8 protein-coding genes are annotated in these 13,282 nt (G+C 37.4%); 6 read left to right on the plus strand and 2 right to left on the minus strand.

All coding sequences use genetic code 11. The features are described 5' to 3' along the window. The first annotated feature begins 67 nt into the window (after positions 1–67). Both V7S76_RS02230 and V7S76_RS02235 read left to right on the plus strand, forming a co-directional pair. Positions 68–2,707: an MGH1-like glycoside hydrolase domain-containing protein gene (locus V7S76_RS02230; protein WP_459508375.1), complete on the plus strand. Its 2,640-nt coding sequence runs from the start codon at positions 68–70 to the stop codon at positions 2,705–2,707. Next, positions 2,708–3,169, plus strand: coding sequence for a RidA family protein (locus V7S76_RS02235; RefSeq protein WP_459508376.1), 462 nt, complete (start codon positions 2,708–2,710; stop codon positions 3,167–3,169). 609 nt (positions 3,170–3,778) lie between these two features. Here V7S76_RS02235 and nadA read toward each other — a convergent pair. Then, positions 3,779–4,765 carry a quinolinate synthase NadA gene (nadA, locus tag V7S76_RS02240; protein WP_459508377.1) on the minus strand — a complete coding sequence of 329 codons (987 nt, stop codon included), beginning with the start codon at positions 4,763–4,765 and terminating at the stop codon, positions 3,779–3,781. Beyond that, positions 4,762–5,622 (minus strand): carboxylating nicotinate-nucleotide diphosphorylase, encoded by an 861-nt coding sequence (nadC, locus tag V7S76_RS02245; RefSeq protein WP_459508378.1) that lies wholly within the window; start codon positions 5,620–5,622, stop codon positions 4,762–4,764. The genes nadA and nadC overlap by 4 nt, the downstream gene beginning before the upstream one ends. Positions 5,623–5,638: 16 nt before the next feature. Between nadC and V7S76_RS02250 the strand changes: the two genes are divergently transcribed. The 4 genes from V7S76_RS02250 to V7S76_RS02265 all read left to right on the plus strand — a co-directional run bounded on the left by V7S76_RS02250 (position 5,639) and on the right by V7S76_RS02265 (position 12,991). Further along, a complete protein-coding gene (locus tag V7S76_RS02250) occupies positions 5,639–7,066 on the plus strand; it encodes a gluconate:H+ symporter (protein WP_459508379.1) in 1,428 nt (475 codons plus the stop codon). 168 nt (positions 7,067–7,234) lie between these two features. Beyond that, positions 7,235–10,486: a SusC/RagA family TonB-linked outer membrane protein gene (locus V7S76_RS02255; RefSeq protein WP_459508380.1), complete on the plus strand. Its 3,252-nt coding sequence runs from the start codon at positions 7,235–7,237 to the stop codon at positions 10,484–10,486. Between the two features lie 30 nt (positions 10,487–10,516). Continuing rightward, the gene (locus tag V7S76_RS02260) at positions 10,517–11,956 is read left to right on the plus strand and encodes a SusD/RagB family nutrient-binding outer membrane lipoprotein (protein ID WP_459508381.1); all 1,440 of its coding nucleotides are present in this window, start codon (positions 10,517–10,519) and stop codon (positions 11,954–11,956) included. Positions 11,957–11,992: 36 nt separating this feature from the next. Beyond that, positions 11,993–12,991 carry a DUF1735 domain-containing protein gene (locus V7S76_RS02265; RefSeq protein WP_459508382.1) on the plus strand — a complete coding sequence of 333 codons (999 nt, stop codon included), beginning with the start codon at positions 11,993–11,995 and terminating at the stop codon, positions 12,989–12,991. Positions 12,992–13,282 lie beyond the last annotated feature (291 nt).

Genomic DNA, 13,282 nt, shown 5'->3' on the forward strand with positions numbered 1-13,282 from the left:
TATTAGTTTTGTTTGAATTCAATATATTTGAGGTTACAAATTGAATTCAAAGTTAGAAAATAGATATATGTCGGAAATTGGAGCTGAGCGTGCGCGATTAAAAACTAGAAATGACAATAAAGGTTGGAAAAAATGGGGGCCGTATTTGACTGAGCGTCAATGGGGTACTGTTCGAGAGGATTATTCAGAAAGTGGTTATGCCTGGGGTTCTGTTACGCATGATATGGCTCGTTCGAAGGCCTATCGTTGGGGTGAAGAGGGGATTGGTGGTATTTCAGATAATAAACAACACGTGTGTTTCGCTTTTGCTTTTTGGAATCACCGTGATCATATTTTAAAGGAACGTTTTTTTGGATTAACTCCCGCAGAATCAAACCATGGAGAAGATGTGAAGGAATTGTATTATTACCAAGATTCTACGCCGACACACTCTTACCAAAAAATGCTCTATAAATATCCTCATCAAACTTTTCCTTATCAGAAATTGATTGATGAAAGTCAAAAAAGAAGCCGTTTAGAGCCCGAGTATGAGTTGATGGATACCGGAATTTTTGATAAGGATGAATATTTCAACATCACCATGGAATATGCCAAAGCGGATGAACAAGATATTTTGATCAAAGTAACAGTTGAAAATAAATCCAAAGTTGCGGCACCCATCACTGTTTTACCTACTATTTGGTATCGTAATACCTGGTGTTGGGGTTATGAAAATTACCAGTACAAGCCAATTTTAACGGGTGTTGGCCATTCATTTATCGAAGTGGATCACCGAGTGGTTGGTCGATTTAAATTATATGCAGAACAAGCAGATGAATTTTTATTCTGCGACAATGAAACCAACAATGAACGATTGTATGGTGCACCTAATCACAGTCATTTTACCAAAGATGGGATCAATGATTATGTAGTTAATAAGAGAAAAAATGCGGTTAATCCCAATCACATTGGTACCAAAGCGTCTGTCAAATACACCGATAAAATCCCGGCGGGTGGTAAAAAAGAATACCGATTACGTTTTTCATCACAAACTTTGCGTACACCTTTTGAAGATTTTGATCAAATCTTTGATTTACGAATTCAGGAGGCCAATGATTTTTACCATGATTTGCATGGGGAAGTGAAGGAAGAATCCCTGCGAAAAATTCAAAGGGAATCCTATGCGGGAATGCTTTGGACAAAGCAATGGTATTATTACAATGTTTTTGAATGGATCAAAGGGGATCCATCCATGCCTAAACCTCACGGGAGTCGGAAAAATGGTAGAAATAGTACTTGGCGACACATGTACGCTGCCAATATTCTTTCCATGCCCGATAAATGGGAATATCCTTGGTTTGCTGCTTGGGATTTGGCATTTCATACGATTCCATTGGCCAGATTGGATCCTGATTTCGCCAAAAGGCAATTAGCGGTTATTCTTCGCGAGTATTACATGCATCCCAATGGCCAAATTCCAGCCTATGAGTGGTCATTTTCAGATGTAAATCCGCCAGTACATGCTTGGGCAACTTGGAAGGTTTATGAAATTGACAAGCAAATGAATGGCGTTGGGGATGTTACTTTTTTAGAGCGCATCTTCCATAAATTATTGTTGAATTTTACCTGGTGGGTCAATTTAAAAGACGAAGGCGGAAACAATATTTTTGGTGGTGGATTTTTGGGAATGGACAATATTGGGGTGTTTGATCGGTCTGCTACTTTGCCAACCGGCGGACACTTGGAACAAGCCGATGGAACTGGTTGGATGGCCATGTATAGTTTAAATATGCTTCGCATTGCCTGTGAAATATCCTTGGAAAAGCCGGTTTATCAGGATATGGCGTCCAAATTTTTTGAACATTTCTTGCACATAGCTGGGGCAATGCAGTCCATTGGGGGTGAAAAATTAAACCTATGGGATGAAGACGACCAATTTTATTATGACATGTTGCACAAACAGGATGGAAGTGCCATGTTATTGAAGGTTCGTTCCATGGTCGGATTAATTCCTTTGTTTGCAGTGGAGGTTATCACCCATGATTTATTGGATAAACTTCCTCAGTTTAAACGCAGGGTAGAATGGGTATTGAACAATCGTCCTGATTTGGCCAATCTTATTTCACGTTGGTACGAACCCGGAAAAGGTGAAAGCAGATTATTGTCGATACTTCGGGGCCATCGGATGAAGATGATCATGAAACGAATGTTTGATGAATCTGAATTTTTATCGGATTACGGTATACGTTCGATGTCGAAATTCCATAAAGAACATCCCTATCAGTTCTCTTTTGATGGTGGGACGGTTCAAGTGGATTACACACCAGCGGAATCAACAGGAGAGATGTTTGGAGGGAATTCCAATTGGAGAGGTCCGATTTGGTTTCCTATGAATTACTTGCTAATCGATTCATTAAGGAAATTCTCAGATTATTATGGCTCAGATTATGAGGTCGAATATCCAACAAATTCTGGAAGTATGGTGAACATCAAAACAGCAGCAGAAGGGGTTTCTAAACGATTATTAGATATGTTTTTACCTGATAAAGATGGAAAAATTCCGATGTACGGGGAGTATGAAAAAATGCAAAAGGATCCCGATTTTCATGGTTCTAATTTGTTTTTCGAATATTTCGATGGCGATACGGGAAAAGGTTTAGGTGCCAATCATCAAACAGGTTGGACAGGATTAATTTCCGAAATTATTCATCAATTAAATCACAAATAAATGACACCTGAAGAACAATTTTCGAGTTTAGGATTCGCTTTACCACCAGCACCCAAACCGCTAGGTGTTTATAAGCCGGGATTACAATTAGGCAATTTATACTACGTTTCAGGACACGGTCCGGTACAACTCAATGGCGAATTAATCATTGGTCGTGTTGGGGAAGATTTGAGCTTGGAGGAAGGTAAAATGGCCGCTCAACAAGTAGGTTTAACGATTCTTGCAACCTTGAAAGCCCAATTGGGGAGTTTAAATCGAGTAAAACGAGTGGTTAAAATATTGGGCATGGTGAATTGTACCAGCGATTTTGGTCGTCACCCTTATGTCATCAATGGTTGTAGTGAGCTTTTTGCTAAAATTTGGGGAGAAGAATTGGGTATTGGAGCTAGGAGTGCGGTAGGCATGGGCACATTACCCGATAATATTCCTGTGGAAATTGAGGTAATTTTTGAGTTACATTAATTTAGGTAATAGGTAATAGGTAAAAGGTAAAAGGTAATAGGTAAAAGGTAATAGGTAAAAGGTAATAGGTAATAGGTAATAGGTAACTTTTACTAAAAACTAATACCTAATAATAAACACAATTAACTAATAATGCCTATAAGACAGTGTCTCAAAGATGTAAATTACCTATTACCTATTAATGCGAATTAAGAGTCAAAATATCTGATTTTCATTTCTCTAATACCGCTTTTGGCTTCGTCGCCGCTCAGCCAACGCTATTTCTTTTTTTTTCAAGCTCATCAATGAACTTTTGGTTAATCCCGACGAAAGATTTGAACGTAGCGGTAGGCGGAGCTTTGACAATGCGCATGGGAAATGTGCGTCAGGGTCAAAGAAAATAGCCGAAAGCGTAGTGAAAATCGGTCAGCTTGCTGATTCGTCTTGGATTAACTTGCGACTAATAAGTTTTTTTGTTTCTTTTTTTTCAAAAAAAAGAAATGCCATAGAAAATGAATTAGACAGAAAATTGCATTGTTGGCCAGGAAATGTGTAATTGAATTTGATTTAACCACAATTAATGGAAAAGATCCTGAATTTTAGTTTTTAACCCTTAATTCGCATTATTACCTATTTACTTACCTCCAACATCGCCTTCAAAGCTTTATAAGCAGGTTTTCTGATTTCTTCTGAAATTTCAATTTCGGGTAATTCATAAAACAAGGCATTGTATAATTTTTCCAAAGTATTCATTTTCATGTATGGACATTCACTGCATGCGCAGGAGTTTTGTTCATTAGCAGGAGCAGGAATAAGGTGTTTGTTGGGAACAGCTTGTTTCATTTTGTGTAAAATGCCCGCTTCTGTGGCGACAATGAAGGTTGTATTAGGCGATTTTTCAACAAAATGCAATAGGGCAGTTGTTGATCCTACATAATCGGCTTCTTTTAAAATGATTTCTTTGCATTCAGGATGAGCGATTAACAATGCATCTGGATAATCCAATCGAAGTTGATTTAGTTTTTCCAATGAAATATCGATGTGAACCATGCAAGCACCTTCCCAAAGAATCATTTTTCTGCCGGTTTTGTGCTCCACATATCTTCCTAAATTAGCATCAGGGGCAAAAATGATTTCTTTTTCAGCAGGTATGGATTCCACAATTTGCACGGCATTAGATGATGTGCAAATGATATCCGTTAATGCCTTAATTTCTGCGGAGCAATTGATGTAACTGACTACCACGGCATTCGGATGTTTTGCTTTTAAAGCGATAAACTCAGCTGTTGGAACGGAATCGGCTAATGAACATCCTGCATTGAAATCTGGTACAACCACTTTTTTGGATGGGTTGAGGATTTTTGCCGTTTCGCCCATGAAATGAACGCCACAAAAAATAATTAAATCAGCATCTGTTGTTTCGGCAGCCTGAGAAAGTCCCAAACTATCTCCCACATAATCAGCCAATTCTTGTAAATCGCCATCAACATAATAATGTGCTAGAATTACGGCGTTTTTCTCTTTTTTTAATTGTTTAATCGCATCAATTAATGCTTGATCTTTGGGAGTGGAGCGAGAAATATATCCTACTTCCTTTGCTTCTTCTGCTAAATTCATTCGTATTTGGCTTTAAGACTTAAATCTATACTTTTTACTTGATGCGTTAAGGCACCCACTGAAATAAAATCTACCCCAGTTTCGGCATATGCGCGGAGTGTCGTTTCATTAATTCCACCTGAGGCCTCCGTAATAAATCGACCATTTATTTTTCGGATGGCGTCTCTTAATTGGAGGGGACTAAAATTATCCAACATAATTCTTTGAATACCACCGATAGCTAAAACTTCGTCCAACTCTTTTTCGTTCCTTACTTCTATTTCAATCGCTAAACCTAGTTGATGTTCTTGATTGTAGGCTTGAGCTTGATTCAGCGCATTTTTAATTCCACCTGCAAAATCAACATGATTGTCTTTGATTAAAATCATATCAAAGAGCGCATATCGATGATTACTGGCGCCTCCAATTTTACACGCCCACTTTTCTGCTAATCGGAAATTCGGAGTGGTTTTTCTTGTATCCAACAATTGGGCTTTTGTTCCTTCTAATAAGTTGACCAAAGATCTTGTATAGGTGGCGATGCCAGACATGCGCTGCATACAATTAAGCACCAAACGTTCAGCTTTTAATATCGATTGAGCTTTACCTTCTACTTCTAAAACTATTTGGCCTGGTTCGACGCGTTGTCCATCCGGGATAAATGTATGGCAAATCATTTCTGAATCCACTTCTTGAAAAATATAGGAAGCCATTTCTACACCAGCAATAATCCCATGGTCTTTTACCCATAATTGCGCTTTCCCTTTTTTATTGAGTGGGACAGTCGAAAGAGAAGTGAAATCTCCGGGTCCAACATCTTCCATTAAAGCGGCTTGAATAAATGCCTTAATATGTTGAGGCGCTAAATATGGGTACATAGACTATTTAAAAAGAATGACGGCAAAAGTACGAAATTCCTTATTACTAATTTACTTCGTGTTTCAACATGCTATTTATTTTCTCTTTTTTTTGTTTATTTGTAACAAGAACCTATTTAAATATCCCATGTCTATTAGCATTGTTATTCTTTGTATCCTTTTATTGGTTTTCTTAATCACCTATTTAAAAGTAAATCCATTTATTGCTTTTTTGATCATCAGTTTAACAGCAGGGATGTTGCTAGGAATCCCTTTGAGTGATCTTGCTAAATCTGTTCAAAAAGGAGTAGGGGATACCTTGGGTTCTTTGGTAACGATCATCGTTTTGGGTGCCATGCTTGGAAAATTGGTTGCAGAAAGCGGTGCAGCGCAACAAATTTCACGAACATTGATCAATGTATTTGGACAAAAGAATATGTCATGGGGATTGATGCTGACCGGTTTTATCATCGGCATTCCTTTGTTTTATAATGTAGGATTTGTGCTCATGATACCATTGATTTTCGCATTGGTTCATCAATATAAATTACATCCCTTGGTAACAGGGATTCCCATGATGGCCTCTTTGTCGGTGGCGCATGGATTTTTACCTCCACATCCATCACCAGCTGCATTGGTTAGTCAATTTGGAGCCAATATGGGAACAACGCTTAGTTATGGAATTTTGGTAGCAATTCCAGCGATTATCTTGGCCGGACCCATTTTTTCTAAAACCTTAAAAAACATGCCCATTAGACCTTTGGGTGTTTTTAGTTCAGAAGAGAAAGCTGTGGAAGATTTACCCAGTAAATCGATGAGTTTTATTACCGCTTTATTCCCTGTTTTTTTATTAATTGTTACCACTGTGTGTGAATTTTTGATAGCCAAGGATTCACCATGGAATCCCGTCGTAAAATTCATTGCGGATCCTTCGATTGTGATGCTCGTAGCAATCATTCTTGCTACCTATACCTTGGGTTTACGAATGGGTAGAAAAATGGAAGATATCATGAACGTATACACTAGTTCGGTAAAAGAAGTAGGGATGGTATTGTTAGTTACGGCCGGTGCGGGTGCTTTGAAAGAAATTTTGTTGGTTTCTGGCGTAAGCAAGGAAATTGCAGGTTATTTATTGGAATTACCTTTTCCTCCTTTGGTATTAGGTTGGATGACGGCAGGCATCATTCGTATTTGTGTGGGTTCTGCCACAATTGCCGGTTTAACGGCTGCAGGCATGATTTTTCCCATCATTCAGGTTAGTGGGGTCGATCCAAATTTAATGGTTTTAAGCATCGGTGCAGGGAGTTTAATGTTTTCTCATGTGAATGATCCCGGCTTTTGGCTATTTAAAGAATATTTCAATATTAGCGTCAAAGAAACCATCCGATCGTGGTCCATCATGGAAACAATTGTATCCTTTGCCGGACTTTTGGGCGTCTTGATTTTGAATACCATACTGCATTAATACAATTTCATAATTTAGATTTTGTTGGTTTTAACGCAAATTCATTGAATTAATGACATGATTACATAGAATAATGCAAATATTTGCATTATTTTTTTTGTCATTTCTAAATTTATTTTTAATTTGCGAACAAGTGTCTTAAATATATCATTCATTAAACTAAAAAAAATGAAAAAACTCTTACTAGTATGGGTACTAGTAGCGACTGCTTTCAGTTCGTTATTAGCCCAAAACAGGCAAGTGACCGGAAAGGTAACTTCCACAGAGGATGGTATGCCGCTTCCTGGCGTAAACGTTAGTCTTAAAGGAACTTCACGTGGTGTATCTACGGATGCCAATGGTTCTTATAAGATTACAGTTGGTACCGGTGCCTCATTGCAATTCAGCTTTGTTGGTCACAAATCCCAAACGGTTGCAGTTGGCAATCAAAGTGTAATTAACGTAGTTCTTGTATCAGATGCTTCAGAATTATCTGAAGTTGTTGTTACAGGTGCTTACGGAACAAAGCGTTCAGCTAGATCATCAACTAACAATGACCAGGTAGTTGACCAAAAAGCTTTGAACGTTATCCGTCAAACTAACTTAAATAATGCTTTGGCAGGTAAGGTATCTGGTATCCAGGTACGTTCTCAATCTGCTGCAGCTTTAGGCCGTTCTACCGAAATCCGTTTACGTGGGGTTTCAGGATTTGGTTTAGGTAATGGTGCATTATATGTTGTTAACGGAACTATTTTACCAAACGGTGATGATATCAACTTAGATGATATTGAAAACGTAACAGTGCTTCAAGGTGCTGCTGCAGCTGCTCAGTTTGGTGCTCAAGGCGCAAACGGTGCCATCATCATTTCATTGAAAGATGGTTCAACTGCTCAACCAGGTATAGGTGTAACATTAAATACAGGTATTCTATTTGAAACACCTTACATTTTACCTAATTACCAAAACTCTTATGCGGGTGGTGCTGTTTCTGATTTGATGCAATACAAATGGAAAGCAGGTCAACCTGAAGATTGGAAAGCATTAGATGGTAAATATTACCATGATTATAGTGATGATGCTTCTTGGGGACCAAGAATGGTTGGACAAGAATATATCCCTTGGTATGCTTGGTATGGTGGAAGCAAATATTCTTTCCAAACAGCATCTTTGACACCTCAACCAAATAACGCGCGTGATTTCTATCAAACTGGTGTGACTAAAAATAATAGTTTCACAATTAATTCATCTACGGATAAATTGAAATTCAAATTAACTTATGGAAATCAGTTAATTGATGGTTTGTTGGCGAATACTTCTTTGAATAAAAATACATTGAACGTAATGACATCCTATAAATTGAATAATCATTTTTCAGTTAGCGCGGATATCAACTACATTTCTCAAGTTCAAAAAGGAGAAATTGATGATGGTTATTCTAACCAATCTTCTGGAGCATTTAACCAATGGTTCCACAGAGATTTGGATATGAACATTGTAAAAGAATTGAAAGATTTGAGAACTCCAGAAGGAATTTATGCTTCTTGGAACCACGCAAATCCAGATGCTTATGATGCAGGTAATCCAAGAAACTTCTATGCAGGTAACTATTGGTATAACTTCTATACTTGGTTCGATTTAGTAAATCAAACCAATTCAAGAAATCGTTTATACGGTAACGTGGCTTTCACTTACAAAGTAAATGATGATTTGAAAATCACTGCTACTTATAGAAAGCAACAAAACAATGGAATGGCTGATTACCGTTATAGCTCTCGCTTGAACGAATCAGGTTTGCAAACTACAGGTAACTCACCTGAAGCAAAAGGTTACTACTATACAGGACAAACCTATTCAGATCGTACGAATATGGAATTGTTTGCTAACTATACCAAGAAAATCAAAGATTTCACGATCGATGCAAACGTTGGTACTGACTTTTTTGAGTGGAATTACGTAAGTAACTCAGCAAACACCAACAACGGTTTAAGTGTAGCTGATTTGTATACAGTAACTAACTCGGTGGATCCTGCTACAATTGGTAATGATCGTATCACAGAAAAATATCGTGCATTAATTGGAAAAGGTACTTTCGGTTATAAAAACATTTTATTTGCTGATATTACCTTGAGAAATGACTGGTATTCTACTTTACCAGCAGCGACCAATTCGGTATTATCTAAATCAGCAGGTTTATCATTTGTCTTCGGTGATTTAATTTCTAAAAAATTACCTTGGATTAGTTATGGTAAATTGAGAGGTTCATGGGGAGAAATTCCAAAAGCATTGGGAACTAGCAATGAGACTTTTGGAGCTTATCGTTTCCCAGGTTCAGCTTATAGCTTAGGACAAAACAAATGGGGTAATAATTTCTTGATGTCTGCAGCTAATACATTAGTGGATCCAAACATCATGGGATCAGTTGTAACTCAAGGTGAGATTGGTTTAGACTTATCTTTCTTAAATGATCGTTTAGGATTCTCTGCAACCTATTGGGAAGGATCAGAAAAGAATTTCCCTTATGCTTTAAGTGTAAATGGAGCTAGTGGATATACTTCTTTATTAACTAACATTGGAGAGATTGCTAAGAAAGGTTTGGATATTCAATTGAATGGTCGCCCAGTGGTTACTAAAGATTTATCTTGGAAAATTTCTGGAACTTTATCTAAGTTAGTTGCTAACGATGTCGTTTCTTTATCACCAAAGTATGGTATTACTCAAACTGCTTCTGTTCAAACTATCTGGGGCACAACAATGCCTTACATGGTTCATAAAGAAGGAATGCGTTGGGGTCAAATCTACGGAAATGGTATCAAACGTATCAATGGACAACCTGTTTTAGATGCTAGTGGATTTTATGTAAATGATCCAGCTGTTTATTTTGGTAGTGTTCTTCCAGAATACACAGGAGGTTTACAAAACTCATTCACCATTTTGAAAGACTTTACATTAAATGTTAATATGGACTTTCAAGTGGGTGGAAAATTCGTTTCATTGTCTAATATGTGGGGTTCATTCTCAGGTTTGACAGCACAAACTGCGACAATCAACGATAAAGGAAATCCAATCCGTGATGCTGTTGCCGATGGTGGAGGAGTTCATACAAAAGGAGTAAATGATAAAGGCGAGCCAGTTGATTTTTATGTAGAGGCTCAAGATTATTTCCACAATTTGTACAACAACAAAACTTTCGATCCTTATATCTATGATTTGACATTTGTTAAAATCAGAGAGATTTCATTTGGTTACAATTTGCCAGTTAAGAAATTAGGTATGAGCAAATATTTCCAAAATGTGAATGTTTCTTTAGTAGCAAGAAATCCAGTATTGGTTTATGCTACTACGAAAGACTTTGATCCATCTGAGATTTCTGCCGTTGCTGGAGAAACGAGTCAGTGGCCAGGTACACGCGGTTACGGTATCAATATCAAATTCGGATTTTAATTGATATAAACTCTTTAAAATAATAAAGACATGAAAAAGAAAATCATATATATATTCGTTTCTCTACTTTTTTTAGGTGTAGAGGGATGTACGAAAATGAGCGACTTTGGTGATACCAACGTCAATCCTGCAGCGACATCAGAACCGATACTTTCTGCTTTAATGGCAAATGTTCAGTCGGGCTTAGGTGGATATGCTGCATCTGTTAGACCAGGTTTATACGGTCAATATTTCTCTGAAACTCAATACACAGATGCATCTTTATACAGTTTGCCTCAAATTGAGTTCTCAGGAGAATACGCAGGTCCCTTACAAGATTTGCAAGTAATCATTGAGAAAAATGAGAGCAATAACATGACTCAAGTTGCGAAGATTTTGCAACAATATATTTTCTGGACTATCACAGACCGTTGGGGTGATGTTCCGTATTCAGAAGCCTTATTAGGTGTTAAGAATGCGAACCCTAAATATGATCGTCAGGAGGATATTTACAAAGGAATGATTGCTACTTTGACCAAAGCAGCTGCTTCATTTGATGCTTCTACAATCAAAGGTGATTTGATTTATGGTGGAGATGCTGCTTCATGGAAACGTGCTGCTAATTCAATGAGAATGTTGATGTCATTGCAATTGTCTAAAAAATTCCCAGCTGCTGGTGGTTATGCTGCATCTGAATTTGCTAAGGCTTTGGCTGATGGTGGTGGATATATCCAATCTAATGCTCAAAACATGTTATTGACTTTCCCAGGTGGTAATTACAAAAGCAACTGGTTTAATTTATACAATGGCCGTAAGGATTATGGTGAAAGTAAGCCAATGACTGATTTAATGGCTTCTTTAGGAGACAATCGTCAAAAAGCATTTGGTGGTGCTACGCAAGATCAAACTGCTGGAAATGCATCTGAAACTTCAAGTGTTGGTGTTCCTTATGGTTTGGTTCGTGCAAAAGTAGAAGCATTTACTTCAGCGAATACCAACTGGGCACGTATTTTACGTGGTGATTACCGTAAAGAAAATGGTAGTGTGGTGATTATTTCAGCGGGTCAAATTGCATTGGCTAGAGCGGAAGCTGCTAACTACGGTTGGACAACTGAGAACTTATCTACTGTTTATTCAACGGGTATTGCTTTATCTCATGATCAATGGGGAATGACCTTGCCAGGCGATTATTTAAGTCAATCAGCTGTTGCTTTAGAGTCGGCAGGTGCAGCGGGTAATTTGAAGAAAATTGCTATTCAACGTTACATTGCTCATTATCCAGATGGAATGCAAGCATGGAATATTTGGAGAAAAACAGGCTTCCCTGAATTAACTCCAGCTCCAGATGCGACCAACTCTTCGAAGCAAATTCCAAGAAGATATACGTATGGATCAACGGAGTTTACTTCAAACAAGGCAAATGTTGATGCTGCGGTTTCTGCATTACCTGGAGGTGACAAACAAGATTCTAAAGTTTGGTGGAATAATTAATATTTCCCCATTTTATAATTTTAAAATATTTATAATATGAAAAAGATCAAATTATTCCTTTCATTGATGTTCTTAGCGACATTTTTGATGCAGTCATGTATCAAAGATGAAGTTACTCCATTAGGTGATACAGGTTCAACCTTAGTTAAATTTCAAGATGGACCCGATCTATCGTTGTTTTATTTGCCGTTTTTAGATACCAAACAAATCAGTTTATTTGATTTGCGTCGTGATCCAAATTCAAGTGCTGAATTAAAAGCTACGAAAACGATTGTTATTCAAGAAGCTCCTGAATTGGTGACAAAGTACAATACAGATAATGGCACAGATTATGAAGTGTTACCAACTGATATTTATACATTGGCAGCTAATCCTAGCATTGTAAAAAGTGGCAATAAATACACGATTACATTTGGATCAGGTGATTTTGCTAAAAATTTCGTAATTAATTTGAACGGCGCGAAATGGGATTTGTCTAAAAAGTTTGCCATGGCATTCAAAGTTGTTGATGCAGGTGGTGGCTTATTAAATAAAGACAAAACATCGATCATTACTAAAATTTCCATCAAAAATAAATACGATGGAACTTATGTAGTAACTGGAACGATGGAGGATATTCTAAATGCAGGTTTAACTCATGCTACTGACAATTTAAAAACTCAAGGGGCAGATTTAGAATTAACCTTGAAAACGGTATCAGCTACTAAGTGTGCGGTATATGATCCAACTGTTTGGGCTGATTATTTCATTCCAATCTCTACAGGTGGTGGTACAGGTTTATCTGGTTATGGTTCATTTGCTCCTATTTTTGAATTTGATTTAGCAACAGACAAAGTGATTGGTGTAACGAATTACTATGGTACTCCTGCTAATACAAGGGGTGGTCGCTTAGATCCAACGGGTGAAGTGAATGCTTATGATGCTGGCAAGAAAACCTTGACAATCAAGTATAACATGACTCAAAAGTCATTAGTACCAGATCCTCCACACGTTCGTACAACGTGGACAGAAGTTTGGAAATATGCACATGAGTAATTTTCAATACTGATTGATTTTAATCAAACGAGCCTATAACGATTGTTGTAGGCTCGTTTTTTTTTGTTACACGAATTGATATTCGTCAATTTTACAGCAACATTATTTTTTGGATTATTCGGCGATAGAATCTGCTATAAAATTGTATTATTTTAATCTTTACAGGCTTCTATTTATCTTGACTCATTTTCATTAATGCCTTTTATTTACATCATAAGGCTTTTTTATCATTTTCAACATACTTGTTTTTTTCATCAAAAGGGTTCAACAGATGGCAAAATAGCTATTTAT

Source organism: Aquirufa sp. ROCK2-A2 (genome assembly GCF_054558485.1).

Excerpts from the sequence above, each read along its gene's own strand:
- V7S76_RS02230 (WP_459508375.1), top strand. The coding sequence starts at position 68 with ATGTCGGAAATTGGAGCTGAGCGTGCGCGATTAAAAACTAGAAATGAC.
- V7S76_RS02235 (WP_459508376.1), top strand. The coding sequence starts at position 2,708 with ATGACACCTGAAGAACAATTTTCGAGTTTAGGATTCGCTTTACCACCA.
- nadA (WP_459508377.1), bottom strand. The coding sequence starts at position 4,765 with ATGAATTTAGCAGAAGAAGCAAAGGAAGTAGGATATATTTCTCGCTCC.
- nadC (WP_459508378.1), bottom strand. The coding sequence starts at position 5,622 with ATGTACCCATATTTAGCGCCTCAACATATTAAGGCATTTATTCAAGCC.
- V7S76_RS02250 (WP_459508379.1), top strand. The coding sequence starts at position 5,639 with ATGACGGCAAAAGTACGAAATTCCTTATTACTAATTTACTTCGTGTTT.
- V7S76_RS02255 (WP_459508380.1), top strand. The coding sequence starts at position 7,235 with ATGAAAAAACTCTTACTAGTATGGGTACTAGTAGCGACTGCTTTCAGT.
- V7S76_RS02260 (WP_459508381.1), top strand. The coding sequence starts at position 10,517 with ATGAAAAAGAAAATCATATATATATTCGTTTCTCTACTTTTTTTAGGT.
- V7S76_RS02265 (WP_459508382.1), top strand. The coding sequence starts at position 11,993 with ATGAAAAAGATCAAATTATTCCTTTCATTGATGTTCTTAGCGACATTT.